The sequence below is a fragment of the Mesorhizobium sp. M0062 genome (genome assembly GCF_040323125.1).
In the GTDB taxonomy this organism is placed as follows: domain Bacteria; phylum Pseudomonadota; class Alphaproteobacteria; order Rhizobiales; family Rhizobiaceae; genus Mesorhizobium.
Map to the genome: position 1 here is coordinate 94,263 of NZ_JAMYUO010000005.1, position 26,519 is coordinate 120,781.

22 protein-coding genes are annotated in these 26,519 nt (G+C 64.1%); 10 read left to right on the forward strand and 12 right to left on the reverse strand.

Annotated features, from left to right (window positions below; all coding sequences use genetic code 11):
* Positions 1-78: 78 nt before the first annotated feature.
* Positions 79-2,649 carry a cell cycle histidine kinase CckA gene (gene cckA / locus NKJ64_RS08345; protein WP_352462332.1) on the reverse strand — a complete coding sequence of 857 codons (2,571 nt, stop codon included), beginning with the start codon at positions 2,647-2,649 and terminating at the stop codon, positions 79-81.
* 205 nt (positions 2,650-2,854) lie between these two features.
* Here cckA and NKJ64_RS08350 point away from each other — a divergent pair, with 205 nt between their 5' ends.
* On the forward strand, positions 2,855-3,571 hold the full coding sequence (locus NKJ64_RS08350) for a flagellar biosynthetic protein FliO (protein WP_023693371.1): 717 nt from the start codon (positions 2,855-2,857) through the stop codon (positions 3,569-3,571).
* Positions 3,572-3,746: 175 nt separating this feature from the next.
* Here the strand turns inward: NKJ64_RS08350 and dksA are convergent, their stop codons facing one another.
* Both dksA and NKJ64_RS08360 read right to left on the reverse strand, forming a co-directional pair.
* On the reverse strand, positions 3,747-4,163 hold the full coding sequence (gene dksA / locus NKJ64_RS08355) for an RNA polymerase-binding protein DksA (RefSeq protein ID WP_023673491.1): 417 nt from the start codon (positions 4,161-4,163) through the stop codon (positions 3,747-3,749).
* 5 nt (positions 4,164-4,168) lie between these two features.
* Positions 4,169-4,348, reverse strand: coding sequence for a hypothetical protein (locus tag NKJ64_RS08360; RefSeq protein WP_023696495.1), 180 nt, complete (start codon positions 4,346-4,348; stop codon positions 4,169-4,171).
* 69 nt (positions 4,349-4,417) lie between these two features.
* Here NKJ64_RS08360 and NKJ64_RS08365 point away from each other — a divergent pair, with 69 nt between their 5' ends.
* From NKJ64_RS08365 to NKJ64_RS08380, 4 genes are all read left to right on the forward strand, one after another.
* Entirely contained in the window at positions 4,418-4,921 is a 504-nt protein-coding gene (locus tag NKJ64_RS08365; protein WP_023696494.1) for a SixA phosphatase family protein, read from the forward strand.
* A gap of 86 nt (positions 4,922-5,007) precedes the next feature.
* Positions 5,008-6,486, forward strand: a complete 1,479-nt coding sequence (locus NKJ64_RS08370) for a YcjX family GTP-binding protein (RefSeq protein WP_023673493.1) — start codon at positions 5,008-5,010, stop codon at positions 6,484-6,486.
* A complete protein-coding gene (locus tag NKJ64_RS08375; protein WP_023693368.1) occupies positions 6,483-7,547 on the forward strand; it encodes a YcjF family protein in 1,065 nt (354 codons plus the stop codon). The genes NKJ64_RS08370 and NKJ64_RS08375 overlap by 4 nt, the downstream gene beginning before the upstream one ends.
* An 82-nt stretch (positions 7,548-7,629) precedes the next feature.
* On the forward strand, positions 7,630-8,178 hold the full coding sequence (locus tag NKJ64_RS08380; RefSeq protein WP_023673495.1) for a hypothetical protein: 549 nt from the start codon (positions 7,630-7,632) through the stop codon (positions 8,176-8,178).
* A 342-nt stretch (positions 8,179-8,520) separates the two neighbouring features.
* On the opposite strand, the gene NKJ64_RS08385 is transcribed toward NKJ64_RS08380, so the two are convergent.
* The 3 genes from NKJ64_RS08385 to NKJ64_RS08395 form a co-directional block, all read right to left on the reverse strand.
* Complete coding sequence (locus NKJ64_RS08385; protein WP_023685989.1) at positions 8,521-8,787, reverse strand: hypothetical protein; 267 nt, start codon at positions 8,785-8,787, stop codon at positions 8,521-8,523.
* A 183-nt stretch (positions 8,788-8,970) separates the two neighbouring features.
* On the reverse strand, positions 8,971-10,179 hold the full coding sequence (locus NKJ64_RS08390) for an MFS transporter (protein WP_352462333.1): 1,209 nt from the start codon (positions 10,177-10,179) through the stop codon (positions 8,971-8,973).
* Between the two features lie 59 nt (positions 10,180-10,238).
* On the reverse strand, positions 10,239-11,228 hold the full coding sequence (locus tag NKJ64_RS08395; RefSeq protein WP_023673498.1) for an AraC family transcriptional regulator: 990 nt from the start codon (positions 11,226-11,228) through the stop codon (positions 10,239-10,241).
* Positions 11,229-11,388: 160 nt separating this feature from the next.
* Between NKJ64_RS08395 and NKJ64_RS08400 the strand changes: the two genes are divergently transcribed.
* On the forward strand, positions 11,389-13,236 hold the full coding sequence (locus NKJ64_RS08400; protein ID WP_023673499.1) for a monovalent cation:proton antiporter-2 (CPA2) family protein: 1,848 nt from the start codon (positions 11,389-11,391) through the stop codon (positions 13,234-13,236).
* Positions 13,236-13,784, forward strand: coding sequence for a DUF924 family protein (locus NKJ64_RS08405; protein WP_023673500.1), 549 nt, complete (start codon positions 13,236-13,238; stop codon positions 13,782-13,784). Before NKJ64_RS08400 ends, NKJ64_RS08405 begins: the two co-directional genes overlap by 1 nt.
* On the opposite strand, the gene folK is transcribed toward NKJ64_RS08405, so the two are convergent.
* The 3 genes from folK to folP are packed head-to-tail and all read right to left on the reverse strand — an operon-like array spanning position 13,781 to position 15,505.
* Positions 13,781-14,299, reverse strand: coding sequence for a 2-amino-4-hydroxy-6-hydroxymethyldihydropteridine diphosphokinase (folK, locus tag NKJ64_RS08410; RefSeq protein WP_023685987.1), 519 nt, complete (start codon positions 14,297-14,299; stop codon positions 13,781-13,783). The two genes, NKJ64_RS08405 and folK, sit on opposite strands and share 4 nt — an antisense overlap.
* Positions 14,283-14,642, reverse strand: coding sequence for a dihydroneopterin aldolase (folB, locus tag NKJ64_RS08415; RefSeq protein WP_023673502.1), 360 nt, complete (start codon positions 14,640-14,642; stop codon positions 14,283-14,285). Before folB ends, folK begins: the two co-directional genes overlap by 17 nt.
* Before the next feature lie 17 nt (positions 14,643-14,659).
* The gene (gene folP, locus NKJ64_RS08420) at positions 14,660-15,505 is read right to left on the reverse strand and encodes a dihydropteroate synthase (RefSeq protein WP_352462334.1); all 846 of its coding nucleotides are present in this window, start codon (positions 15,503-15,505) and stop codon (positions 14,660-14,662) included.
* A 148-nt stretch (positions 15,506-15,653) separates the two neighbouring features.
* On the opposite strand from folP, the gene NKJ64_RS08425 reads away from it, so the two are divergent.
* Together NKJ64_RS08425 and NKJ64_RS08430 are read left to right on the forward strand one after the other, a co-directional pair.
* On the forward strand, positions 15,654-16,274 hold the full coding sequence (locus tag NKJ64_RS08425) for a DUF922 domain-containing Zn-dependent protease (protein ID WP_023728091.1): 621 nt from the start codon (positions 15,654-15,656) through the stop codon (positions 16,272-16,274).
* A 231-nt stretch (positions 16,275-16,505) separates the two neighbouring features.
* Positions 16,506-17,990, forward strand: coding sequence for an MDR family MFS transporter (locus NKJ64_RS08430; RefSeq protein ID WP_352462335.1), 1,485 nt, complete (start codon positions 16,506-16,508; stop codon positions 17,988-17,990).
* Positions 17,991-18,004: 14 nt separating this feature from the next.
* On the opposite strand, the gene NKJ64_RS08435 is transcribed toward NKJ64_RS08430, so the two are convergent.
* From NKJ64_RS08435 to NKJ64_RS08445, 3 genes are all read right to left on the reverse strand, one after another.
* Positions 18,005-19,036, reverse strand: a complete 1,032-nt coding sequence (locus tag NKJ64_RS08435) for an NAD(P)/FAD-dependent oxidoreductase (RefSeq protein WP_023673506.1) — start codon at positions 19,034-19,036, stop codon at positions 18,005-18,007.
* A 104-nt stretch (positions 19,037-19,140) separates the two neighbouring features.
* Positions 19,141-19,461 carry a 2Fe-2S iron-sulfur cluster-binding protein gene (locus NKJ64_RS08440; RefSeq protein WP_023707481.1) on the reverse strand — a complete coding sequence of 107 codons (321 nt, stop codon included), beginning with the start codon at positions 19,459-19,461 and terminating at the stop codon, positions 19,141-19,143.
* A gap of 157 nt (positions 19,462-19,618) precedes the next feature.
* Positions 19,619-19,957 (reverse strand): Hpt domain-containing protein, encoded by a 339-nt coding sequence (locus tag NKJ64_RS08445; RefSeq protein WP_023688665.1) that lies wholly within the window; start codon positions 19,955-19,957, stop codon positions 19,619-19,621.
* Between the two features lie 313 nt (positions 19,958-20,270).
* On the opposite strand from NKJ64_RS08445, the gene NKJ64_RS08450 reads away from it, so the two are divergent.
* Positions 20,271-26,480: an apolipoprotein A-IV repeat region-like domain-containing protein gene (locus tag NKJ64_RS08450; protein WP_352462336.1), complete on the forward strand. Its 6,210-nt coding sequence runs from the start codon at positions 20,271-20,273 to the stop codon at positions 26,478-26,480.
* Positions 26,481-26,519: the final 39 nt, after the last annotated feature.

A 26,519-nucleotide genomic window follows, 5' to 3' on the forward strand; every position in this document is an offset into this window, starting at 1 on the left:
CTCCCCAATACCCGCCGCCCGTTTCGCCTGCAATCATGGCAGCGTCACGTCATTGCGCAAGCTTTGAATTAGGGCGCCCTAAGACTCCAACACATCCTTGACCACGGTGGCCAGCTGCTTGAGGGAGAACGGCTTCGGCAGGAAGCCGAATTGCGCGTCCGGCGGCAGGTTTCTGGCGAAAGCGTCTTCCGCATAGCCGGACACGAAGACGAACTTGATGTCGGGCTGGCGCTTGCGCAGTTCGCCGAGCAGCGTCGGTCCGTCCATTTCCGGCATCACCACGTCGGACACGACGATATCGACTTTGCCGCCGAGCGCCTCGAAGACTTCCAGCGCCTCGACGCCCGAGGAGGCCTCATGGACGGTATAGCCGCGCGAGGTCAGCGCCCGCGAGCCGCCCATGCGCACGGCGTCTTCGTCCTCGACGAGGAGCACAGTGGCCGAGCCCGACAGGTCCTTGGCGCTGTCGGCGGCTTTCACCGGCGCAGCCGGCGCCTCGCTGACGTCGCCGGGCTTCTTCGCCTCCACGATATGGCGCGGCAGGAAGATGCGGAAGGTCGAACCCTTGCCGACTTCGGAATCGCAGAAGATGAAACCGCCGGTCTGCTTGATGATGCCATAGACCATCGACAGGCCAAGGCCGGTGCCTTTGCCGACTTCCTTGGTGGTGAAGAACGGCTCAAAAATCTTCTTCAGCACGTCCGGCGCAATGCCCGAGCCGCTATCCTCGACCTCGACCACGACATAGTCGGCAGGCGTGAGCTCGCGGTAGGAGAAGCTCTTGCATTGTTCGGCGGTGACGTTGCGGGTGCGCACGGTGAGGTCGCCGCCGGCCGGCATGGCGTCGCGCGCGTTGACGGCCAGGTTGACCACCACCTGCTCGAACTGGCCGATATCGACCTTGACCGGCCACAAATCGCGGCCGTGGTCGACCTTCAGCTTGATCTCGTTGCCAACCAGGCGGGCAAGCAGCATCCGGAGATCGGCAAGCACGTCGGTCAGGTTCAGCACTTCCGGCCGCAATGTCTGCTTGCGCGAGAAGGCGAGCAACTGCCGCACCAGCGAGGCCGCCCGGTTGGCATTCTGCTTGATGTTCATGATGTCGGGGAAGGACGGGTCCGACGGCCGGTGATTGGTCAGCAAAAGATCCGACGCCATGATGATGGCGGTCAGCACATTGTTGAAGTCGTGGGCGATGCCGCCGGCGAGCTGTCCGACCGCCTGCATCTTCTGGCTCTGCGCCATCTGGCCCTCGAGCGCCTTCTGCTCGGTGGTCTCGACGGCATAGACGATGGCCGATTCCTCGGCGCCCTCGCCGGTACCGTCGGCGACGGCGTTGACGTAGAAGCGGATGTGACGCTCCTCATTGCCTGGCAGCAGCGTGTCGATCGGCTCGATGTCGGCCTGCCTCAGCCGCGCCTTTTCGAACGCGGCGGCAAAGGCCGGCCGGTCGCGCTCATGGATCACGGTGTCCAGCCGCACGCGGCGGTCAACCGCGTCGCCGTCGACGACGGAGGAAAACAGCGACAGGAACGGCGCGTTGGTGCGCAGGATGCGGCCGCCATTGTCGACGGCAGCAATGGCCATCGGCGTCGAATTGAAGAAACGGGTGAAGCGCACTTCCGAAGCCCGAAGGTCGGCCGATGCGTCCTCGCCCTGGGTGCGGTTGAGCACAATGGTGCGGGTCGGACCGTTGGTCCCCTCGCGGCTGGCCGAGACCCGATGCATGAAGCGCACCGGCACCGCCTCGCCGGTTGTCGTCGTCAGATCGAGATCGATGACGGCGTTGCGGGTGGTGCCGGGATCGGCCTTGACCGAGCGCACCAGCGCCATGCCGTCGCCGGCGACGATTTCCGGGAGTGTCACGGCGCCAGGGGTGAAGCTCGCCAGATCGATGCCCAGCCATTCGGCGAGCGTGGCGTTGATGTAGGTGACACGGCCTTCCTGGTCGGCCGAGAAGAAACCGGCCGGCGCATGGTCGAGATGGTCGATAGCCTTTTGCAGGTCGAGGAAGAAACGCTCCTGCTCGGCCCGTTCCTGCGAGATGTCGGCGAGTTGCCAGGCAAGCATCGGCAGGCGCTGACCGGGAACGCTGAAGGTACGGGCTCGCGCCCGGTACCAGCGCGCGCCGGGTTCGGCGCCCGGCCGGATCGACTGTGCCAGCCGGAACTCACCGTCGCCGGCCTGGCCATCGCGCAAGCCCGAGGCCAGCCGGTATATGGTCACCGAAGCTTCGGGGACATCGGAAAGCAGGCCTTCGACCGGCTTCAGATCGGCGGCCGACGCAGCCCCGGTCATCTCGGCATAGGCCCGGTTGGCGTAGACCACGCGGCCCTTCGTGTCGGTGACGATCAGGCCCTGCGACATGGAATCGACGAAGGCCTTCGACAGTTCATCCCCGGTCGAACGCGGCGCGATCTGCACGAAGCCGATGGCCGTGGCGAACAGGAAGCCGACGCCGATCATGGCAAGCACGCCCAGCATGCCGAGCAGGAACGGATCGCCAAGACGCTCGCGGAAAATGCCGAAAACGATCGCGGCCCCGGTCAGGACGATGATGAACACGATGAGCCGGGTAACCGCGCCTGGCCGCGTGTTCTGATCGACGATCGGTACCGGATAGAAATCGCCGCGCGTTTCCCTGGCCATATGCCCCCTGCTCGTGAGTTGTCCGACACCGCCCCCGGCCGGTTGAATCACATTCTCCTAATCCGGAAAAGGCCCTGGCGGCAAATGTCGGATAAAAATGACGCGTCGGTGTTTTCAAGCTGTTCACGAAGCGTGAAGGCAACTTGCGGTGGCTGGCCGCAACGGTCTAGTGTCCCTCCACTTCAAAAGCCGATTGGGGGCACCGATGCAGTGGCTGGATAATGTGGCGGGTCCCGGATATGCCGCAGCGCTGCTGTGGACGTTTGCTGCCCTTGTCCTGCTGGTCATCGTGCTCATCATCATCAGGCTGGTCCGCAACCTGACCTTCGGCACCTTCGTTGCCGGCGGCAGGAACCGCAAGACACGGCTGGCGGTCATGGACGCGACGGCGGTCGACAGCCACCGCCGGCTGGTGCTCATCCGTCGCGACGACATCGAACACCTGCTTTTGATCGGCGGCCCGACCGACGTTGTCGTCGAGCGCGATATCAGACTTGCAGCGCCACGCCGTCCGGCATTGACCGGCGATGGCGGTGTTGGCCAGCAGCAACAGGCGCCGCGGCCGCGCGCAGCACAACCCGCTCCCACCGCGCCCGCAAGGCAGGCGCCACCGCCGCAACCGGTAAGGGCTGCTCCAGCCGCCGTTCCGCCGCGCCAGGCCGCGCCGGCGCCGAAACCGGCTCAAATCTACCAGGCGAGCAATGTGACACCGCTGCCGGCCTATGGCTCCGCCGCCAATACTGCCCGGCAGGCCCCGCCACCGAAGCATGAGTCCATCGACGATACCCTGATGCGGGAGCTCGAGGTCTCGCTCGACGATTCGCACCCCAAACCGGCAAGCAAGCCGGCTGCGAAGGCACCGCAGTCTCTCGACGACGAGATGACCAAGCTGCTCGGCGAACTCGCCAGCCAGAAACGGTAAAGCCCGGCGAACCGTCACATCTTGCCGATTCCCGATCGAACGCCGCTTAAGCGTGTCGTCCGTTTCAGCGCGACGCGCTTTAACTTGGGGGCGGACTAAACCCTTCGGCCAAAAACAGAAATGGCCGGAAAACCCGGCCATTTCTGATGAAACAGTCCTGCCTGACGGCAGCGGCTCAATCGTCGCGATAGACCTTCTCGCGGCGTTCGTGGCGCTCCTGCGCTTCGATCGACAAGGTCGCGATCGGACGCGCATCCAGCCGCTTCAGCGCGATCGGCTCGCCGGTTTCCTCGCAATAGCCGTATGTGCCTTCATCGATGCGCTGCAGCGCCGAATCGATCTTTGAAATGAGCTTGCGCTGGCGGTCGCGGGCCCGAAGCTCGATGGCGCGGTCGGTTTCCGAGGAAGCGCGATCGGCGAGATCGGGATGGTTGGCGTTTTCCTGCTGCAGGATTTCGAGGGTTTCGCGCGCTTCGCGCAGTATGTCGGTCTTCCAGGTGACGAGCTTCAGGCGAAAGTAGGATTTCTGCCGTTCGTTCATGAACGGCTCGTCTTCGGAGGGTACGTAATTGGCTGTAACGATATCGTTCATTCGACTCACCCAACAACCCCAAATTTGGCGCCTATATATTCGCGCAGAGAAGGCTGCACAAGCGTAATCCGCGCGCGTTTCACGCAATTGTTAATGCCGCGCGGGCGATCCTCAGCAAAGCCTTCCATAGCAAGGGCGCGGGCGAATTCGCACATGATTCGCTGCGCTTGGGCGTCGCCGCCCATTGTGCCTCAGGCCTTTCTCGTGGCTAATCCAGTTGTGTCATTGGTGGGCAGCACACCATTGGGGGTCCGGTGAGCAGACTGTATCTGTTGAGGCATGCGAAGGCTGGCTGGGCCCTTCCCGGCGTGCGCGACTTCGATCGCCCGCTCGACGCATCCGGCATTGCCGATGCCGAAATGATGGGGACTGCGATGCGTGCCCGCAACTACATCCCCGATATCACGCTCTGCTCCAACGCCAAGCGGGCGCGCCAGACGCTGGAAGGCATCGCCGGCCACACCGATACCGGCCGGGTGCTGTTCTTCGACACGCTCTACAGCGAGGATGCCGCCGGCTACCTCGCCATCATCCGCAGCAATGGCGGCCCCGGCTCGCTGCTGGTCATCGGCCACAATCCGATGACGGAAGACCTTGCCATGGCGGTCTCGGGCGATGGCGACGAGGCCGCGCGGGCCATCATGAACCATGGTTTCCCGACCTCCGGCCTTGCGGTCGTGCGCTTCGACGGTACCCTCACCGACGCCGCGCAAGGTTCGGGCTATCTCGAAGCCTTCCTGACGCCCGCCGATCTCTGAGCGGAAACCGGCCAGGTCCAGGCGCCATTTCAAACTGGAGATGCAAAGCCTATATCGGGCGAACGGAAGCCTCGAGAGAACAGATTTTGGCATCATCGCTGACCACTTTCACCGACGAAGCGAGAATTGCCCTGGATACGCTGTCGGGGCGTGCGAGCGGGCTTTTTTCGCCGTCGCTTCGGCTGGGCGTTACCGGCCTTTCGCGCGCCGGCAAGACAGTGTTCATCTCCGCCCTTGTCCACAATCTCATCCATGGTGGGCGCCTGCCGCTGTTCGAGGCGCAGAAGTCGGGACGGATCGCTCGCGCCTTCCTCGAGGAACAGCCGGACGATGCCGTGCCGCGTTTTCAGTACGAGGACCATATCTCCGCCCTGGTCAACGACCGTGTCTGGCCGGACTCGACGCGCGCCATTTCGGAACTCAGGCTCACCATCGAATATGAGTCTGCCTCCGGTTGGAACCGGATGTTTTCCAGCGGCCGATTGTCGGTCGACATCGTCGACTACCCCGGCGAATGGCTGCTCGACCTGCCGCTGCTCGGCAAATCCTTCGCCGATTTTTCGCGCGAGGCGTTCGAGATGGCGATGCTGCCGGTGCGGGCCGACCTGTCGCAGGACTGGCGGGCGCTGTCGGCGAGGATCGAACCCAATGCCGAAGCCGACGAGATGACGGCGCGGCGCCTCGCCGAGAGTTTTGCCGCCTACCTCAAGGCCTGCAAGCTCGACGAGCGGGCGCTTTCGACCTTGCCGCCCGGCCGTTTCCTGATGCCTGGCGACCTCGAGGGATCGCCGGCGCTGACCTTCGCGCCCTTGCTGCTCAAGGGTGAGAAACGGCCGCGCTCCGGCTCGCTGCAAGCGATGATGGAGCGCCGCTACGAGGCCTACAAGACGCATGTGGTGAAACCGTTCTTCCGCGAACACATCACCCGCCTCGACCGCCAGATCGTGGTGATCGACGCCATGCAGGCGTTGAACGCCGGCCCCGGCGCGATGGCCGACCTGGAACGCGCGGTGACCGAAATCCTCTCCTGTTTCCGTCCTGGCCGAGGCAATTTCCTCACCGACCTGTTTTCACGCCGCATCGACCGCATCCTGGTTGCCGCGACCAAGGCCGACCATTTGCATCACGAAAGCCATGACCGGCTGCAGGCAATCGTGCGGCGGCTTGCCGACCGCGCCGTGGCGCGGGCAAATTTCACCGGCGCCGATGTCGATGTGGTCGCCATGGCGGCGGTGCGCGCGACGCGCGAAGGCACGGTCAAGCAAGGCCGCGACACCCTGCCGGTGATCATCGGCACGCCGCTGAAGGGCGAGAAGATCAACGGCGAAACCTTTGATGGTAAAGCCGAAACCGCCATATTTCCCGGGGACTTGCCGGAGAAAATTGATGCGGTTTTCGACGTTTCGGAAGCCGACCACCGGCAGAGCAGCGACGATCCGGCGATCCGTTTCGTGCGCTTTCGCCCGCCAAAGCTCGAACGCACCGCTGAAGGCGTCACGCTGTCGCTGCCGCATATCAGGCTCGACCGCGCCTTGCAGTTCCTGATCGGAGACCATCTGGCATGACCGCGCCCCGCAGACCGGCAGCTTTCCGCATCGAGCCGGAGGCCGAACCGAAGCAGGAAACGCGCAGCCCCCATGCCGAGCCGCCGCGCAAGCCGCGCACCGTCGTCGTGCCGGCCGAGATCGATGTCTTCGATGAGCCGGACATTGTCGCCGCCGAACCGCCGCCGGCGACCGCGCCGCGCAGGCGCTCGCTGTTTGCCAGCCTGTTTTTCGGCGCGGTCGGCGTGCTGGTTTCGCTCGCCGTCGGCCTGTGGACCGACCAGCTCATCCGCGACCTGTTCGAGCGCGCAGAGTGGCTGGGGTGGCTGGCAGCGGGAATGGCCGCAATTGCCGTGTTGGCCCTCGCAGTCGTGCTGGTGCGCGAATTCCTGGCTATCGCCCGGCTGGCCGAGGTCGAAAAACTGCAAAAGCGGGCGCTCGATGCCGTGGCCCGCGACGATCCGAAGGCTGCAAGGGCCGTCGTCGAAGAGCTTTCGGCCTTTGTCGCTGCGAAACCCGAAACCGCGGCCGGCAGGCGCTCCCTGGCCGAATTGCGCGGCGAGATCATCGATGGCGGCAATCTGGTGCGACTGGCCGAGACCGAAATTCTCGGGCCGCTCGATGCGAGAGCCAAGGTGATGATCCTCGAAGCAGCCAAACGCGTGTCGCTGGTCACCGCCGTCAGCCCCCGCGCACTCGTAGACGTTGCCTATGTCGTGTTCGAGGCCGGGCGCCTGATCCGCCGCTTGTCCGAACTCTACGGCGGCAGGCCGGGCACGCTGGGCTTTTTCCGGCTGGCGCGCAGCGTTCTTGCCCATCTGGCGGTGACCGGCTCGATCGCCGTCGGCGACAGCTTTGTCCAGCAGATCGTCGGCCATGGCCTTGCCGCACGGCTTTCGGCGAAACTCGGCGAAGGCGTGGTCAACGGCATGATGACGGCGCGTATCGGCATTGCTGCCATGGAGACGGCGCGGCCCCTGCCCTTCATTGCCGGCAGGCGGCCGGGTATGGGCGATTTCCTGTCGGCGCTGACCTCGTTTGCGGCCAGAAAAGAGAATGAAGCACCCGCCTCGACCAAGTGAACGCCCTCTCGCGGTCACCAAGCATTAACCAATCTTGTTCATGGTCGTCCAACAACAGCCTCCTTGTTGCCGGGTGTCGTCTATGAAAAGCGTAATCTTGTCCTGCGTCCTGCCCCTGGTCGCGCTTGCAGCACCTCTGGGCCCGACCGGGAAAGCCTTTGCAGCGGAGCCCGACAAGCAGTTCTTCCGCACCGTTGAAGGCAAATGGGTCGGCCCGGGCGAAATCATCGCCGGCAAATACAAGGGCACGAAGTTCACCTGCAGCTTCGACGGCTCGACGCCGGACAACAAGACCGGCATGACGCTCGATGGCGACTGCCGCGTCGGTGTCTTCACCCAGAAAATGTCGGCGACCGTCGAGCGCAAGGGCCGCGACTACAAGGGCAATTTCATGGGCGGCGCCGCGGGGTCGGGCCTGGACATCATCGGCGGCAACGTGGTCGATGCCCGCAAAGTCGTCTTCACCATCAACCGCAACCAGCTGCGCGGCGTCATGCAGGCCCGCATTCCCGACGACAATTCGATGACGGTGACCATCGCCGTGCGCGTCGACCAGCAGCTGGTGCCGGTCATCGGCATGAGCCTCAAGCGCGTCGACGCCGTCGAAGTCGGCTCCATCGCCAAAAACTGACTCTCAAGCGGTTCCCCGAAAAAAGCGCGGAACGGGGTTGCACTGCGCGTTAGCTGAGCTGTTCCGCTCAGCTCGATGTCGGGAAGGACACGCCACCTTGCGGCCAGGTTGGCGCTCCTCAAGCACGGGCCGCTCGGGCGGCACCTTTCTGCCGCGACCGGACATGTGGCGCGCAACGGACGATGTCAGCGTCTCCGATGGCCCAAGCCACAGCAAGGCCAACGTGTCATGGTCCTGTGCGTGCCGGCGGTCCTCCGTGTCAGCGCGATGCGCTTTAAGAACACCAGCAAAAAAGGCGGCGGCTACTCGAGCCACCGCCTTCCTCAATTTCCGAACGAAGAATCAGCCCTTGATGGCGGCCGTCAGATCGTCATAGGCCTTGCAGGCGTCGGCCGGCGTGGTGGCGCCCTGATATTTGGTCGTCACAGCCTGCACCTTGGCGGTCAGGTCGGCGGCCTTGGTCGGATCCTTGGTGATCGCTTCCTGCAGCGCGGCGGTCATTTCCTGCGCCTTCTTGGCCGCGATTTCCTGCGTGCATTCAGGCGCCTTCGAACAGGCCGATGCGGCAAGCATGGCGACACCCACGCCGACGAGCAAAAACTTCTTCATGTCAGTCATTCTCCTCACGAAGGCAGAACTTGATCGTCGCTGCCTTCCAACGGCCGAAGCCTGGCGTCCCATAGCCGCCGATTGCGGCAAAACGCAACGTGTGCGGCGCATAAACCTGTGCAGCGCTGCTGCAACGGCGCGGACGGCCTGATTGAGGCCGCCCGTGTCAGACGAAGCGAGGTTTCAGCCACGAGGCTGCAGCAGCGCCAGTGCGGCCGTCGCCGCGGCAAGGACGGCGGTTAGGGTCAAAGGTCCCGTAGCGCCATAGGTGTCCACGACATAGCCGCCGACAACCGCACCGACGGTGATGGCAACCTGGAAGGAAGTGACCATCAGGCTGCCTGCTGCTTCCAGCGCATCAGGTGCCGCGCGAGACATATTGGTCGGCAGCACCACCGGCGCCATGCCGAAGGCGAAGCCCCACAGCGTAACAAAGCCGAAGGCAACGCCGGTTTGCGCGCCCCAAAGCACCAAAGCGAGTGCCGCAAACGCCATCAACGCGGCGGTAACTGCGAGGGCCATGTGGATGTTGGTGTCGGCCAGGCGGCCACCGGCAATATTGCCGATCACAGCGGCGATGCCGAACCCGAGCAGCGCCAGGGCAATCGGCCCGGTTGTGAGGAGCGTCACCTGTTCGAGGAACGGGCGCACATAGACCGAGCCGGCAAAATGCCCGGTCATCAGCAGAACAATGGCAAGCATGCCGAGTTGGATGCCACGCCGCCGTGTCAGCCGAAAGACGTCTGCAAGGCTGTTGCTTGCCGCCGCAGGCAAGGTCGGCAGGCTGAGAAGCTGCAGCAGCATGGCAAGCGCGGCCAGCCCCGCCGTCATGGCCATCGCGCTGCGCCATCCCAGCCAGTCACTGATCAACGCACCCATCGACGGCGCGGCAATGGTCGCGAGCGAGACGCCGAGGGTCACGATCGCCATGCCGCGACCTGTCGCATTGGCGCCGACCAGCCGCGCCACGACGGCAACGGAAAGTGCCCAGAAAGCGCTAAGAGCGATCCCCAACCCGGCCCGGCCCAGCAACAGCAGCCAGAAATTGGGCGCCAGCGCCGCAAGAATATTGGAACCGACCGCCAGGGCCATGAGGCCAACCAGCACCGCCTTGCGGTTCAATCGGCCGATGAGAACATTGCTCAACATGGCCGTCATGGCGCCAACGGAAGCGGTGGCGGTGACGACCTGTCCGGCAGTTCCCTCGCTGATGCCGAGATCGCGCGCCATCGGCGTCAACAGACCTGCCGGCAAGAACTCGGCTGACACCAGGGCAAAGCTGGTGGCCGCCAATGATAGGACCGCAAACCATGTGGCCGCGCTCCACGCGGCTGGTGCATCGGCATCAAGGCCGATTGCGGCGTCTTCAAGCTGTAATGTTGTGTCCGTCACGGAAAGATCTCCACAGTTGGAGATCTTAGATAGGCGAGTCCGCCCGGATGTTATGTACCTTAAAATCCGAAATTCATATCCATTCGTCCGGGAATTGTGCGACGCACAACGCCTGGCGAGACATTGGTGATGCGCTTGAACGCGCGGGCGAAGGACGCCTCGGAATCATAGCCCAAACGGGTAGCGACTTCGGCAACCGACAAGCCGTTTTGGCCCAGCAATTCGCGGGCAAGCTGCATTCGCAGGCGGGCGAGATAATGTGCGGCACCCTCCCCCAATACCGCGCTGAAGCGCTCGGCGAAAATCGAACGCGATTGGCCTGCCACGCCGGCGAGGCTTCCCAGCGTCCAGTTGTGGCCGGGGTCGCGGTGCATGGCCGCCAGAGCGCGGCCTATATGGGGGTCGCGGATGGCTGCGAGCCAACCGGTGGTCGATGCGCCGTTGCAATTGACCCAGCACCGGATGAGCCTGGCTGTCAGCAAATCCGCCATACGCGACAGGATGGTGGCGCTGCCCATCTGCGGTTGCGCGGCCTCCACCGTCATGGCCGCCAGCAAAGGGCCGACCATCGGGTCATTGCCGGCCACGTCGCAACCCTTGATGAGAGGCGGCATCAACGTGATCAACGGATTGAGCGCATAGGAGCCGAGAGACATGGAGCCGCAGAAAAGGGTGCTTGTCGCGCCCGTTCCCTGCCGTATCACTTCGCAAACGTTGCCGCCCAACTTGATCACCTGGCAGCCCTCGAGCGAATCGCCCACCACGTCCGGCGCACTCGCCAGCCGATGGGCGATGCCTTGCGGCAGCAGCACCAGATCGCCATCGCGCAACTCCTGCCAGCCTTGCGCTTCGGTGTGAATCCAGCATGGACCCTGGCCGACAAAGTGAAAACGAAGCAGTTGTTGTTGCGGAAAGTCTATGCTCCATGGGTGCCGGAGTTCGCAGCGGCCATAGTTGACGCCACTCAAGCGAAAGTCTTGCAGAACTTCGCTGAGCGCATCCATCGGGATATGTGGCAGCGGCGACGGCCGGGACGAATAATCAGGCATTTGTCAGATATAGATACCGGCCGTCCGACAGGCAAGCGCAGACTGTTGTTCCACCGGGGAATCGCTGCCACGGCACCCTACCCATCCTGGCAGGCTTCCCGCCCTTGCCTCCCGCTCCCGGTGCATGCAAGGAGTGCTGTCGGACACAGGGACAAGAGGCATGGCAGCGGAAGCATCGGGCAGCGATCTCATTCAGGTGGTGGCGCTGCTTGCCGCAGGCGTCGTCGCCGTTCCGATCTTCAAACGCATGGGGCTGGGCTCGATCCTAGGCTATCTCGCCGCGGGCGTGGTCATCGGCCCGTTCGGTATTGGCATTTTTTCCGAATCGGAAGCCATCCTGCATGTCGCCGAACTCGGCGTGGTCATGTTCCTGTTCATCATCGGGCTGGAGATGCAGCCGTCGCGGCTATGGGGCCTGCGCCGCGAGATTTTCGGCCTCGGCGCGCTGCAGGTCGGCGTCTGCGCCTTGCTGCTCACCGGTGTTGGTCTCGCCGGCGGCTTTCCGATCGCGCAATCCTTCGTTGCCGGCGCCGGCTTTGTCCTGACCTCGACGGCGATCGTCATGCAGCTTCTGGAAGAGCGTGGCGAGATGGCCAGCCCCAAGGGCCAGCGCATCGTGTCCATCCTGCTGCTCGAGGATCTGGCAATCGTGCCGCTTCTGGCGCTGGTCGCCTTCCTGGCGCCGGGCGGCAGCGAGATGACCCTGCAGCAAAGGCTGACCGAAATCGGCATCGGTCTTGGCGCCATCGTCGGGCTGGTGGTGGCCGGCCGCTATCTGCTCAACCCGTTCTTCCGCATCCTGGCCGACGCCAAGGCGCGCGAAGTCATGACGGCGGCAGCCCTTCTGGTCGTGCTGGGGTCGGCGCTGGTCATGCAGCTTTCCGGCCTCTCGATGGCGATGGGCGCCTTCCTCGCCGGCGTGCTGTTGTCGGAATCGACCTTCCGCCACCAGCTGGAGGCCGACGTCGAGCCATTCCGCGGCATCCTGCTTGGCCTTTTCTTCCTCGCCGTCGGCATGTCGCTCGACCTACATGTGGTGGCCGACAACTGGCGGCTGATCGCCGTCTATGTCGTCGCCTACATGGCGATGAATGCGCTCGGCATCTACCTCGTCGCCCGCTTGCTGAAGAGCGGTCATCGTGAAGCGCTGGAACGCGCCGTGATCATGGCGCAAGGCGGCGAATTCGCCTTCGTCCTCTATTCGGCCGCGGCGGCGGTTGGCATCATCGACAGCCGGGCCAACGCAACGCTGACCGCGATCATCATCATCTCCATGGTGCTGACGCCGCTGGCCATCATTGCGCTCAAATATGTGACGCCGCGCGACGAGCAGTCGCTTGAAGGCGTCGACATCGCCGACGGCCTTACCGGCAGTGTGCTGGTCATCGGCTTCGGCCGTTTCGGCCAGATCGCCAGCCAGCCGCTTTTGTTGCGCGGCATCGACGTGTCGATCATCGACAATGATGTCGAAATGATCCAGGCGGCCGCCGATTTCGGCTTCAAGGTCTATTATGGCGACGGCACGCGGCTCGACATTCTGCGCGCCGCAGGTGCAGGCCGCGCCCGCGCCGTGCTGATCTGCGTCGACAAGCCGGACGCCGCCGTGCGCATGGCGGAACTGATCAAGGCGGAGTTCCCGCTGCTGACTGTCCTGGCGCGTGCCTTCGATCGTGGCACCGCGCTGTCGCTCATCCGCGCCGGGGTCGACTTCCAGCTGCGCGAGACCTTCGAATCGGCCCTCGTCTTCGGCGGTTCCGCGCTCGAGGTTTTGGGCGTCGAGCCGGAAGATGTCGCCGATGTCATCGAGGATGTGCGACGGCGCGACAATGCCCGACTGGAGACGCAGCTGGCCGAAGGCGTCCGCGCCGGGCAACGTTTCCTCAGGGGCAATACCGGCACGCCGATCCCGACGCCGCTGACGCAACCGCGCCGGCCCGGCCAGGCGCTGAACGAAGAGACGGCCGGCGTGCTGCACAAGCCCGAGCCCGCCGATCAGGGGGAAAGCTGATGACCGCATCGGATGAGCGCGCGCTCGCCGTCACCAAATTCTGGCGCGAGGCCGGCGAAGACGCGTGGTTCGAGAAGAACGACGTCTTCGACGCGGATTTCCGCAGCAGGTTTCTCGACCTGCACTTTGCCGCCGCGCGGCGCGAGTGCGACGCATGGTCGGAGCATGCCGAGGGTTCGCTGGCGCTGATGATCCTGCTCGACCAGTTTCCGCGCAACTGCTTTCGCGGCTCAGGCCATATGTACGCCACCGATCCGCTGGCACGGCACTTTGCCGCCAAGGCGATTGCGGCCGGCCATGACCTTTCGCTGGAAGAAAACCTGCGCGTCTTCCTGTACCTGCCCTACGAACATTCGGAACTGCCCGCCGACCAGGACAGATCGGTCGAGCTCACCACCGCCAGGGCGCCGGAGTATGTGAAATACGCCATCGAGCACCGCGACATCATCCAGCGCTTCGGCCGCTTTCCGCACAGGAACAAGATGCTTGGCCGCGAGACGACGGCGGACGAACAGGCATTTCTCGATGGCGGCGGCTTCTCCGGTTAACCCAGCCACCAATCGCGGCCGGAAGCCAGCCGCTCTATGCCTGACGTATCGACGGCGCTGAGCCGCTCGGTCACGCTCCTGCCGCCCACCGCCAGATCCGGCGCGATCTCTGCCAAGGGCGCCAGCACGAAGGCGCGCTCCACCATTCGGGGATGCGGCACCTCCAGCCCGGTTTCGTGGATTGTGCGGTCGCCGAACACCAATATGTCGATGTCGATCAGGCGCGGACCCCAGCGCTCCTCGCGCACCCGCTTCAGCTTGCGCTCGGCCTCGAGGCAGAGGTCGAGCAGCGCCCTTGGCGCCAGCGAGGTCGAGATTTCGGCAGCGGCGTTGAGGAAATCCGGCTGGTCGAGCTTGCCCCAGGGCGGCGTGCGGTAAAGTGAGGAGACGGCGACGACGCGCGTGCTCTCGTCGGCGTCGAGCAGGCGCAGCGCCGCCGCCATCGAGGCCGAGGGATCGCCGAGATTGCCGCCAAGGCTGAGATAGACCGTGTTATTGTTACTCTGGCCAGACAACGGTCACCTCGACATAATCGAGCACGCCGGGCACCGGTGCGTTGGGCTTGCGCACGGTGATCTCGGCCTTCCTGATCTGCGGGAACCGTGAAGTCAGCGCCTTCGCCACTTCGAGCGCCAGCGCCTCGATCAGGAAGCGGCGATGTCCAGTGACGATCTTTTCAATCACCGTGAAGGCGATGCCGTAATTGACGGTGTCCTCGATGGAATCATCCTCCAGCGGGCGGCTGGGCTCGACCGTCAACTCGGCATCGACATAAAAACGCTGGCCAAGCGCCTCTTCCTCATCCAGCACGCCGTGCCGGGCAAAGAAGGCGCAGTTCTTCATGCGGATGACGTACATTTCTTACTGTCCTGGGCTCAGCGTCCTGGCTTTTCGCGCGCCAGCATAGCATCGGCGACCGCCAGTGCGTCCACGTTGATTGCGACATCGTGGACGCGAAACAGATCGGCGCCCTTCAGCCTCAGAATGACACTGGTGGCTGCCGTCCCGGCGGCGCGCGCGCCGGCTTCGCGGCCGGTGACGGTGCCGATGAAGCGTTTTCTGGAGGTGCCGGCCATCAAGGGAAAACCGAGCTCCTTAAGCTCGGAAAACCGCGCCATCAGGTCGAGGTTTTCCTCAGCCGTCTCCTTGGCGAAGCCGAAGCCGGCATCGAGTACGATATGATCGTCCGCAACGCCGCTGCGCCTGGCGATTTCCAGCGAAGCCTTGAGGAACAAAAACTGGTCGGCGATGACGTCGGGCAGTTTTTGCCGCCCGCGCCCGGTATGCATGATGACCAGTCCGGCGCCGGTCTCGGCGGCGACGCGGGCGATGCCCGGTTCGCGCTGCAAGCCCCAGACATCATTGACGATATGCGCACCGGCGGCGACGGCGAGGCGCGCGGTTTCCTCGCGATAGGTGTCGACCGATACCAGGGCTTCGCCTGAACCGGCGAGTGCTGCGATCACCGGCAGGATGCGGCCCTGCTCTTCTTCAGGCGTCACGGGCGAGGCGCCGGGGCGCGTCGATTCCCCGCCGATATCGACGACGGCGGCGCCTTCTTCCACCATGCGGTGCGCCTGCGCCACCGCCTGGTCAGGCGTGATGAACAGTCCGCCATCCGAAAAACTGTCGGGCGTGACGTTGAGAATGCCGACCACAATGGCTTTCTCGCCAAGGTCGAGATGGCACTTATGCGCCAGTTGCCATCGCCTTGTCGTCATTGTCCTTCAACCATGTGTCTCATTGGCATGTGGCTCATTGGCATGTGGCTCATCGAGCGCTTGCAATCCATCAACGATGCGTGATCGGTGGAAGATCAATTCCGTTGCGCCGGCAACGGCCGTAAAGCAAGGTGAGTGAAGAGGCAACATGATGAAACGACCCCTGCTCTGCGCCCTGATGCTGGCTTTGACCGTCCTGCCGGCGAATGCTGCCAATCTGGTGAAGACCTACAGCTATTTTGCCATCGGCGGCAGCACGCTCGATGACATCGAGACGCAATTGTCGAAGCATGGACCCGAGGTGAAAAGCACCGGGATGCGGCATCCAGGCGCCACCCAGATGGCGTTCACCACCCGCATCAGCTACGCGCAAACCGCAGACACCTGCCGCATCGCCAAGGCCGCCGTTACCGTCAAGGTCAAGGTCATCCTTCCGGAGTGGCGCAGGCCGCGCAAGGCCGATCCCGATGTCAGGCTGTTCTGGGACACCCTGTCGGCCGACATCAAGCGCCATGAGGAGCGTCATGTCGAGATCGCCAAGAACCACGGCCGTCTGCTCGAAGACGCGCTGAACGCGAGCTTTGCGCAAAAGACCTGCGCCGGGGCAAAGGCGAAGGCGGCGCAGATCACCGCGGCCGAACTCGCCAGGCATGACCAGGACCAATTGCGCTTCGACCGCGTGGAAGGCGTGAATTTCGAAAGCCGCATCCTGCGGCTGCTGCGCTACCGCATGCAGCGCGTCGAGAACGGCCAGCTTCCGCCCGGCTGAAACACGGCGATACCAAGCCAATTCTGCCGAAACATGAGGCCAGCCCCAGAAAATTTTCGGGCATAGGTCGAAATCGGCCTATACGGGACGACATATGTCAGGCTCGCAAGATATGTCAGGCTGGCAAGGCGCGAGCTTCGAAACACCAGATCAAGACCAATTGAGGCGGCGCGTAGCGGAGCGGCCATTTGGCGCCGCGCAATCGCTCTCAAACTTTATGGATGAAATGATATGGACCAAGCTGTCGACAAGCCGGCTAGGCTGCCTCCCGCCGCACCGCTGACGGAAAGCGAGAAGAACGTCATCATCGCCGGCATCCTTTTGTCGATGCTGTTGGCGGCGCTCGACCAGACAATCGTCGCGCCGGCCATGCCGACCATCGGGCGTTCGCTCGGCCACGCCGACTACCTGCCGTGGATCGTGACCGGATATCTCCTGACGGCGACGGCCATGGCGCCGCTCTACGGCAAGATTTCCGACGTCTACGGCCGCCGGCCGACCGTCTATGCGGCGATCCTGATCTTCCTTCTGGGATCGCTGGTCAGCGCCATGGCCCCCAACATGTTCGTGCTGGTCATCGGCCGGGCGATCCAGGGTGCGGGCGGCGGTGGCCTGTTCGCCCTGGCGCAGATCGTCATCGGCGATCTTGTGCCGCCGCGCGAACGGGCGCGCTATGCCGCCTGGATTTCGGGCACCTGGGCGGTCGCCAGCATCGCCGGACCTCTGCTCGGCGGCGGTTTTGCCGAACATCTGCACTGGTCGCTGATCTTCTGGATCAACATCCCGCTTGGCATCGTGGCCATGGCAATCATCAACAAGCCGCTGCGCAAACTGCCGGTCGCCGCAAAGCGGCATCGCATCGACGCCCTGGGCGCGCTGCTTCTGGTGGTGGCGACGGCATTGCTGCTTTTGGCCCTCAACTGGGGCGGCAGCGCCTATCCATGGGCCTCGCGCGAGATCGTCGGCCTGCTCGCCTGTTCGGCGGTCTTCTGGGGTGCGTTCGCGCTCAGGCTGATGCGTGCGGCCGAGCCGCTGATTTCGCTTGAAGTGCTGAGCAATCCGATCGTGCTTGCCGGCACGGCGTCGATGTTCCTGCTGCAGGCCGCCAATATCGGCCTGTCGGTGTACCTGCCGGTCTATCTGCAGTCGATCATCGGCCTGTCGGTCAGCCAGTCGGGCCTTGCCATGCTCGGCCTGCTGCTCGGAACGGTCGCCGGCGCGACGTTCAGCGGCCGCACGATACCGCGCTTCTTCCACTACAAGCGTATCGCCATGGTCGGCGTTCTCTTCGCCATTATCTGTCTTGGCGTGCTCAGCCTGGTCGCCGGCCGCGCCTCGCTGCTGGTGGTCGAGCTCTTGACCATCTGCATCGGCCTTGGAAGCGGCACCACCTTCCCGGTCGCCACCGTATCGGTGCAGAACGCCGTCGATCGCGCGCATCTCGGCGTTGCCACCGGCGTGCTGACCTTCCTGCGTTCGCTGGGCAGCGCGCTCGGCGTCGCCATGCTTGGCGCCGTCGCGCTCGGCTATGGCCTGCCGCTTGCCGGCGAAGGCGCGCCGGCTGCCGGACAGATCGTCTCGGCGACGCCCTTCATGATGATCTTCCTTGCCGCGGCCGTCACGCTCGTGCTGGCGCTGATGACGCTGGCGCTGATGCCGGAGAAGTCACTGCGCGGCCGCGACGAGGCCGAGGCGCCGGTCGTTCTGGTGGAGTAAAAGCGCTGTAGGACCTACTCCACGACGCCGAGCTTCTTCTGCAGGCTGGTCGACGACGTCGTGTACTGGAAAACGATGCGCTCACCGGGGCTGATGATGCGCTTGGCGGCCTGCGCCATCAGCGCCACCTCGTGAAAACCCGACAGGATCAGCTTCAGCTTGCCTGGGTACCAGTTGATGTCGCCGACGGCAAAGATGCCTGGCACCGAAGTCTGGAATTTCTCGGTATCGACCGGGATGAGGTTCTCATGAAGGTTGAGCCCCCATTCGGCGATCGGGCCGAGCTTCATGGTCAGGCCGAAGAACGGCAGCATGCGCGTGCACGGCACCTCGATGTCGCCGTCAGGCCCGCCCTTGATGGTAGCAGAGGCCAGCTCGCCGTCGGCGCCGGTCAGGCCGCTCACCTGGCCGACCCGGAACTCCAGCTGCTTCATCTCCTGCATGGCATACATCTTGTTGACGCTGTCGGGCGCCGCCCTGAATTCCGCGCGCCGGTGGACCAGTGTCACGCTTTTTGCCACCGGCTGCAGGTTCAGCGTCCAGTCGAGTGCGGAATCGCCGCCGCCGACGATGACGAGGTCGTGGCCGCGGAATTCCTCCATACGGCGCACCGAATAGAAGACGCTCCTGCCCTCATAGGCCTCGATGCCGGGAATGGGCGGCCGTTTGGGCTGGAACGAGCCGCCACCGGCGGCGATCACCACCACCTTGGCTTCGAACACCTCGTTCTCGTCGGTGGTGACCCGAAATGAGCCGTCGTCAAGCTTTTCCAGGCTGGAGACCATGCGGTTGAAGGTAAAATCCGGCTTGAACGGGTGAATCTGCTCGAGCAGTCTGTCGACCAGGCCTTGCGCCGAGATCGATGGCCAGCCTGGAATGTCGTAGATCGGCTTTTCCGGATAGAGTTCGGCGCATTGGCCGCCCGGTCGGTCGAGGATGTCGATCAGATGGCACTTCATGTCGAAGAGGCCGAGTTCGAACACGGCGAACAGGCCGACCGGCCCCGCCCCGACAATGAGTGCGTCCGTCTTGATTACATCGGTCATGCCAGGCGAGCCTCATTGTCAAACTGGGGCGAAACTGGCGCGAGACTGCATGAGCATTGGCCCGCTGCCAAGCGGCGGCGGGAAAAATCAGATGGTACGGGAGATCAACCCTGGCGAGCTGGCACGCGCACGACGAGGCCGTCAAGCGCGTCGCGCACCTTGATCTGGCAGGACAGGCGCGAGTTCGGCTGGACGTCATAGGCAAAGTCCAGCATGTCCTCTTCCATCGCCTCCGGCTCGCCGACCTCGGCCGTCCAGGCTTCGTCGACATAGACATGGCAGGTCGCGCAGGCGCAAGCGCCGCCGCATTCTGCCTCGATGCCCGGCACCGCGTTGCGGATCGCATTCTCCATGACGGTCGAGCCGTTTTCGGCCTCGACATCGAAAGGAGTGCCGTCATGGGCAATGAAGGTCAGCTTGGTCATTTATCACCTGAAGGGAGTCCCAGCCGAGATAATCACTCCACCGGACAAGTCAACTGCGGCGCGAAAGCGCCGCTTTGTGACGTTTTTTCGGAAAGCTGGCCAAAGCACGCCCTGGCCCCGTCGATTCATCCCGGTGGCCGCTGCCGAGCGGCAGCCATTACCGGCTGATGGCGGCGATGAAATCGCGCACTTCCTCGATCAGGGTGCCGAGGCGCTTGAGGATGCGCGCATCTTCCGGCTGCTGTTCGATCGAGGTGGCGCAGTCGGCGATGGCAAAGGCGCCGACCCCGCGCGCCGAACCTTTCAGCCCATGCGCCAGAAGCAGTCGCTCCCTGACATCGGCATCGACTATTCTGTCGCGGACGGAAAGCGCCTGCTGTACGAACAGCGCCAATACCTCCTGTTCGAGGGCGCGATCGCCCATAGTCTGACGGGCCAGATGGGCCAGATCCACTGGGCGCGAACGGGCCGGTCCCGACGCATCGCCGCCCGGCATTGAGAAGGCAATGCCGCTTTCACCGCGTACCAATTTGAAACTCCTTGTGCCGATCGCCGAAAAAACTAGGCGATTTCCGTCGCCAACGCGTTAATGAATGGGCTGGAAAATTGTTGCCGTTGAGACGGTTAGATCACGTTGTCGTTAACCTTATATTTAAAGTTTTACGTATCTCGCGGAATGCATGTTTTCTTTACCCCTGTGTGTCATTACGATACGAAGGTCCATTTTCAGCCTCCTGCGTGGGATAAGACGAGCCAGAATCAGGCAAAAATAAGAAGTCCCTCGGCAGCTAGTACAGGGTAGCGAAGGCATGGCGAAGAAACCAACGACGACCAGAACTCTCGACAGCGACGTAGCCAGGGAACTCGAAAAGGCACTAGACCTCGATCTCAGCGGAGACGGCAGCGGCGATCTCGATATTGCGGCGTCGATGGAAGATCTGGAAGCGCAGATATCGCAGGCCGCGGACGAACTGGCGCGCGAAGGCCGCCCCCAGAAGCCCGCCCCCGCTCAAAACGCGCCCGTCCAACAAAACCAGAGTGCGAAGCCGGCAGCCAAGCCCGCCGAGCTGCGCCCGGTCGAATCGCGCAACAGCGCCCAGCCAGCCGGCTTCAAGCCGGCAAACGATGACCGCCAAAAAGATTACAAGACGCTGCTGCACAGCCTCAACCGGCGCGCGTCGAGCACGATCTATTGGGTCGTGGCGTTCGTGTCGCTGGCCTGGATCGCCGGCGCCGGCGGCCTCGCCAATCTGCTGTTTGGCCCCAGCATCTGGAAAATTCGTACGTTCGATCAAATCCTGGCCCGCCCTGAACTGATCGGCCTGGCGATCGCGGCAATCATACCGGTCGTCCTGTTTTGGGCCTTCGCGGCGATGATCCGCCGCGCGCAGGAAATGCGCATTGCCGCGCAGTCGATGACGGAGGTGGCTTTCCGCTTGGCGGAGCCGGAAAACCTCGCCCAAGACCGCGTGATGATGATCGGCCAGGCCGTTCGCCGTGAAGTGGCGGCGATGGGCGAAGGCATCGAGCGCACGCTGGCGCGCGCCGTCGAGCTCGAAACGCTGGTCCACAGCGAGGTCAACCAGATCGAACGCTCCTATTCGGAGAATGAAACGCGCATCCGGTCGCTGGTCGACGGGCTGGGCAGCGAGCGCGAAGCCGTCGTCACTCATGCCGAGCGCGTGCGCGCCTCGATCACCGGCGCGCATGAAACGCTGAAGGACGAGATCGGCGCCGCCTCCGACATTATTCGCGACTCTATCCTCAACGCGTCGACCAAGCTGTCGATGACGATCACGAATTCCGGCGACACGCTGATCGACCGCATCAATGAAAGCTCGATGTCGATCTTCGATTCCGTCGAAACCCGGCTGGATTCAATCACCGACAGGCTGTCGACATCGGGCGAAGCCTTTGCTTCGCTGCTCGACACCCGCATCGCCAAGCTGACGGACACCACAGACGGCCTGACCCGGTCGCTGACCGACCTGCTCGACGACCGCACCACCGGTATGGTGTCGCTGCTCGGCGGCGCCGCCCGCACCCTGAGCTCGGAATTCGAGTCCAGCCTGAACGGCATCGAGCGGACGCTGGCCGAGCGCGGCCAGGCGCTGATCAGCGAATTCCAGACCCGCGCCGAAGCACTCGATACCGGCACGCAGAAGCTCAACGCCGCGCTCGAGGCGCGCGCCCGCCAGATCAACGAAACGCTGGTCGAGCGCGCCCGCGAGATCGCCCACACCTTTGCCGAGAGCAAGGATCATTTGTCGGCGATGATCGATCAGGGCAAGACCCAGATCGGCGCCGACATGGCCGACATCGTCTCGTCGACCTCGTCGATGCTCGAAGCCCGCGCCAGCGATTTCGCCGGCCGCATGGAAGCCGCCCGCCATGTCGTGTCGCGCTCCTTCGACACCGACATCCAGCGTCTTGCCGACGCCCGTGTCGGCATCGAGGACGCCGTCGAAAACCACAGCCGCAAGCTGTCCGAAAGCCGCGAACGCATGGCGGCTGCCATGCAGGCGGACCTGGCGAAGTTCGCCGAGGGCCGTGCCGGCATCGATGCGGCCGTAACCAACCAGGTGCAGAAGCTGGCCGAAGGCCGCAACCTGATCTCGCGCGCCCTGGAAGAGGATCTGCGCAAGGTCAACGAGTCGCGCGCCGCCATCGACGCGTCGCTGGGCAGCCATCTCGAGCGGCTTGAAGAAGGCCGCAACCGGCTCAACCAGGCTTTGCATGAAGACTCCGGAAGACTTGTGCAAGCCCGTACGATCATTGACGAAATGGTCGCCGGACATGTCGGTAAACTGGCCGAAGGCCGCAACATTCTGTCGCGCGCCCTGGAAGCCGATCTCGGCAAGCTCGCCGACAGCCGCGCCTCGATTGACGGGCTGGTCGCCGGCCAGGTTGAAAAGATCGCCGAAGGCCGCGCCATCCTGACCAAGGCGCTCGAAAACGACATTATCGGCATCAAGGGCGTGATCGAGAACCACTCTGCGAAACTGGCCGAGGATCGCACCGAACTCAGCAAGGCGCTGGAGAACGACCTGTCCGGCATCAGAGGCCTGCTCTCCGACCATTCGAGCCGGCTTGCCGACGATCGTGGCCTGTTGTCACAGACGCTCGAGGCCGACCTCGCCAAGCTCGCCGAGAGCCGGTCGAGCATCGACGGGCTGGTCGCCGGCCAGGTCGAGAAGCTGGCCGAGGGCCGCGATATCCTCAAGCGCGCGCTCGAAGCCGACCTCAACACCATCAAGGGCGCCGTCGCGGGTCATTCCGACAAGGTGGCGGAAGAGCGCGGTCAGCTTTCCAAGGCACTGGAGGCCGATCTGCAGACTGTGAACAGCCTGATCGCCGACCACTCGAACCGGCTTGTTCAGGATCGTTCGACGCTATCCCAGGCGCTTAAGGATGACCTTCAGAATGTGAACAGCCTGATCACCGACCACTCGAGCCGGCTTGTCCAGGATCGTTCGACGCTATCCCAGGCGCTTCAGGACGATTTGCACAATGTCAGCGGCATCATGGCCGATCATCAAAACAGGCTCGTCCAGGACCGTTCGGCGCTCTCAAAGGCACTGGAAGACGACATCGCCAAGCTGGCGGAGAGCCGCTCCAACATCGATGGGCTGGTCGCCGGACAGGTCGAGAAGCTCGCCGAGGGCCGAGACATCCTCACACGGGCGCTCGAAGCCGATCTCAATGCGATCAGGAGCGCCATTGCCGACCAGTCGCAGAAGCTGAGCGAAAACCGTGGCGAGTTCGCACGGGTGCTGGAAGCGGATTTGGAAAATGTCAACAGCCTGATCGAGGGTCACAGCGACAAGCTCGTCCGGGATCGCGCGACGCTGTCGAAGGCTCTCGAGGACGACCTCGCCAAGCTGGCCGAGAGCCGGTCGAGCATCGACGGACTGGTCGCAGGCCAGGTCGAGAAGCTGGCCGAGGGCCGAGACATCCTGAAACGTGCGCTGGAAGCCGACCTGCAGAAGCTGTCGGCAAGCCGCGGTGAGGTTGACGACATCATCGCCGGCCATGTCGGCAAGCTGGCCGAAGGCCGCAACATGTTGACCCAGGCGCTGGAAGACGATCTGGCAAAGCTCGCCGACATACGCAAGGACGTCGACCGCTCTCTGTCGGGCCATATCGACCAGATTGCCGGCAGAAGCACCGATATCTCGGCGGCAATCGCTGCCGATGTCGAGAAGATCGAGCAGGCCTTCAGCAAGCAGACCGGCATCATCGAAGAGCGCGCCGGAACCATGGAGCGCGCGTTGTCGGTGGGTGTCGACAATGTCCGCAGCGTGCTTGAAAAGAGCGCCGTCTTCGTTGCCGGCGCGCTCCGTGAGAAGGTGATGGAAGTCACCAGCGCGCTGCACGAACAGGCCGGTGCTGCCTTCAGTGATGCCGACCGCAAGATCGCCGAGCGTGCCGAGCAGACCTCGGCCGCCCTTTTGGCCCGGGCCGAGGACATCGCCCGGACCTTCGAGGACGCGGATCGCCGTCTGCACGCCCGTGCCGAGGACACATCGAGCGCCCTGCTTGCTCGCGCCGAGGATACGACGAATGCCTTGCTTGCTCGCGCCGAAGACACGACGAGCGTGCTGCTTGCCCGGCATGACGAGACGTCGAACTCGCTGCTCGCCCGCGCCGAAGAAACGGCCGGACGGCTGGCTGCCCGCGCCGGCGAGATCGCCGGCACGTTCGACGCCGCCGACCAGAAGCTGGTCGCCCGCGCGGTCGAGACGGCGCAGTCGCTGGCCGACCGCGCCGGCGACATCCTGCGTAACTTCGAGGGTGCCGACCAGCGGCTGAGCATGCGCATCGGCGAATCCGCCGAAGCGCTGGCCGCCCGCGCCTCGGACCTTGGCCGCATCTTCGACGCCGCCGACCAACAGCTGATCTCGCGCATCGCCGAGGGTTCGGACGCGCTGTCAGCCCGCGCCACCGAGATCAGCCGCATCTTCGACGAGGCCGATCACCGCCTGGTGTCGCGCATCGCCGACTCCACTTCGACGATCGGCGAGCATGCCGACAACATCGTCGGCGCCTTCGCCAGCACCGAGCAGCGTGTTGCCGAACGTGCACGCCAGACCGGCCAGGAACTTGCCGTCCACGCCCGCGAGATGGAGCAGGCTTTGGCCGGGGCCGACGAGCGGCTGGCCGCGAGCGTTGCGTCCGCAGCTTCGCGCGTCGAGGAACAGGTCGCCAGCGTCGAGAACCGCCTTCTTTATACGACGGAGACGATGGGCCAGAAGCTCAACGAGCAGGTTTCCAGCGCAGAAGCTCAGCTGATCTCGCGCGCCAACACGATTGCGGAGACTTTTACCGCGGTCGGCCAGCACATCGGCCAAAGCACCAACGACGCTGCCAAGACAATCGGCACCAATACCCGCGAGCTCAACACGATGCTGGCGGCGCGTTCGGCCGAGATGGCGAAGATCCTGGACGAAACCGCGCGGCCGCTGGTCGAGCGCTTCGCCCAGGGCGGCTCGGAACTGCAAAAGAGCATGGAAGAGGTCACCGAACGCGCGACCGAGAAGCTGCGCAGCGAAAATGCCGCCCTCGTCAACGCGCTCGCCAGCCGCACCGCCGAAACGCTGTCGGCCGTCGAAGGCGCGCGCTCGTCGCTCGCCGATAGCGTCGCCGACCTCATCGGCCGCATGAGCGTCTCCAGCTCGCAGCTTGGGGAGCTGATCGAACAGGCGGCGATCAACCTCGGCCAGGTTGACGAACGTCTGAGCGGCAGCACGCAAAGCTTCGCGGCAACCACCGAAAAGGCCGCGCAGACCTTCGCCAGCTCGGCACGCCTGGTCGATTCGAACACGACGCGGCTTACCGAACTGTCGTCGTCGACCCTGCGCGAAGTGGCCTCGATCGCCACCAAGTTCGACGAGCACAGCCGCTTGCTGTCCTCGGCTTCGGATCTGTTGAGCTCGGCGCAGAGCAATCTGGAGCACACGCTTGAGCGGCAATCGTCGCTCGAAGATCTCGCCGTCGGCCTGGTCAAGAAGTCGGAAGACCTCGAGAAGGTGATGCGTTCGTTCGAAAACCTTGTCGGCCAGACGATGCAGAATGCCGAAGGCAAGACGCTGGCATCAGCCGACAAGATCCGCATCGCCATAACGGAAGTGGTCGATTCGGCAACCAGCCGGTTCGCCGATGCGACCGAGGAGATGCGGCGCACCGCAAGCTCGATCAAGAGCGAGCTCGACCTCACCCGCGCCGAGCTCAAGAAGGGCGTCATCGAGATGCCGGAAGAGGCCAAGGAATCGACCTCGGCGATCCGCCGTGCCGTTGCCGAGCAGATCAACGCGCTCAAGGAACTTTCGGATATCGTTGCGAAATCGGGACGCGGCGGCGACAATGCCGAACCGCGCGCCCTGCGCCCGGCGCCGCAGGCGCCAGTGCAGCGCCCGGCCGAGCCGGTACGCCGCCCGCCGCCGGCGCCACAGTCGGAGCGCCCTGCTCCGCAGGCGCCGCTCGGCGGCCTGCGTGGCACGCTCGATATCGAACGCTCTCCCGAAGCACCGCGCCAGCGCGACGCCAACGCCCGCACGCCGCAAGGCGGCTGGGTGCGCGATCTCCTGACCGGAGCATCGCGCGAGGAGGAAGTCGCCAGGCCGGCAGCGCCCGCGGAAGCACCGCGCGCAACTCCCGCCCAGCGCTCGCCGCTGCATGTCATGGAGTCGCTCAACTCGCTCTCGGTCGATATTGCCCGGGCGATCGACCACGACGCCTCGATCGAGCTGTGGAACCGCTACCGGCGCGGCGAGCGTGACGTGTTCACGCGCCGCCTCTACACGCTCAAGGGCCAGCAGACCTTTGACGAAATCCGCCGCAAATATCAGGCCGAGGCGGAGTTCCGCGCCGCCGTCGACCGCTACTGCGACGATTTCGAGAAGCTGCTCAAGGACGTCTCGCGCAACGACCGCGACAACATCATGGCGCAGACCTACCTGACGTCGGACACCGGCAAGGTCTACACCATGCTGGCCCATGCGAGCGGCCGTTTGCACTGATTGAGGCGACACCACAGACACAGAAAAGGCGGGAAGTTC

Excerpts from the sequence above, each read along its gene's own strand:
- NKJ64_RS08425 (WP_023728091.1), top strand. The coding sequence starts at position 15,654 with ATGATGAAACGACCCCTGCTCTGCGCCCTGATGCTGGCTTTGACCGTC.
- folP (WP_352462334.1), bottom strand. The coding sequence starts at position 15,505 with ATGACGACAAGGCGATGGCAACTGGCGCATAAGTGCCATCTCGACCTT.
- dksA (WP_023673491.1), bottom strand. The coding sequence starts at position 4,163 with ATGAACGATATCGTTACAGCCAATTACGTACCCTCCGAAGACGAGCCG.
- NKJ64_RS08395 (WP_023673498.1), bottom strand. The coding sequence starts at position 11,228 with ATGCCTGATTATTCGTCCCGGCCGTCGCCGCTGCCACATATCCCGATG.
- NKJ64_RS08445 (WP_023688665.1), bottom strand. The coding sequence starts at position 19,957 with ATGCCGGGCGGCGATGCGTCGGGACCGGCCCGTTCGCGCCCAGTGGAT.
- NKJ64_RS08385 (WP_023685989.1), bottom strand. The coding sequence starts at position 8,787 with ATGAAGAAGTTTTTGCTCGTCGGCGTGGGTGTCGCCATGCTTGCCGCA.
- NKJ64_RS08435 (WP_023673506.1), bottom strand. The coding sequence starts at position 19,036 with ATGACCGATGTAATCAAGACGGACGCACTCATTGTCGGGGCGGGGCCG.
- NKJ64_RS08400 (WP_023673499.1), top strand. The coding sequence starts at position 11,389 with ATGGCAGCGGAAGCATCGGGCAGCGATCTCATTCAGGTGGTGGCGCTG.
- NKJ64_RS08375 (WP_023693368.1), top strand. The coding sequence starts at position 6,483 with ATGACCGCGCCCCGCAGACCGGCAGCTTTCCGCATCGAGCCGGAGGCC.
- NKJ64_RS08380 (WP_023673495.1), top strand. The coding sequence starts at position 7,630 with ATGAAAAGCGTAATCTTGTCCTGCGTCCTGCCCCTGGTCGCGCTTGCA.
- NKJ64_RS08360 (WP_023696495.1), bottom strand. The coding sequence starts at position 4,348 with ATGGGCGGCGACGCCCAAGCGCAGCGAATCATGTGCGAATTCGCCCGC.
- NKJ64_RS08430 (WP_352462335.1), top strand. The coding sequence starts at position 16,506 with ATGGACCAAGCTGTCGACAAGCCGGCTAGGCTGCCTCCCGCCGCACCG.
- folB (WP_023673502.1), bottom strand. The coding sequence starts at position 14,642 with ATGTACGTCATCCGCATGAAGAACTGCGCCTTCTTTGCCCGGCACGGC.
- cckA (WP_352462332.1), bottom strand. The coding sequence starts at position 2,649 with ATGGCCAGGGAAACGCGCGGCGATTTCTATCCGGTACCGATCGTCGAT.
- NKJ64_RS08405 (WP_023673500.1), top strand. The coding sequence starts at position 13,236 with ATGACCGCATCGGATGAGCGCGCGCTCGCCGTCACCAAATTCTGGCGC.
- NKJ64_RS08440 (WP_023707481.1), bottom strand. The coding sequence starts at position 19,461 with ATGACCAAGCTGACCTTCATTGCCCATGACGGCACTCCTTTCGATGTC.
- NKJ64_RS08450 (WP_352462336.1), top strand. The coding sequence starts at position 20,271 with ATGGCGAAGAAACCAACGACGACCAGAACTCTCGACAGCGACGTAGCC.
- NKJ64_RS08350 (WP_023693371.1), top strand. The coding sequence starts at position 2,855 with ATGCAGTGGCTGGATAATGTGGCGGGTCCCGGATATGCCGCAGCGCTG.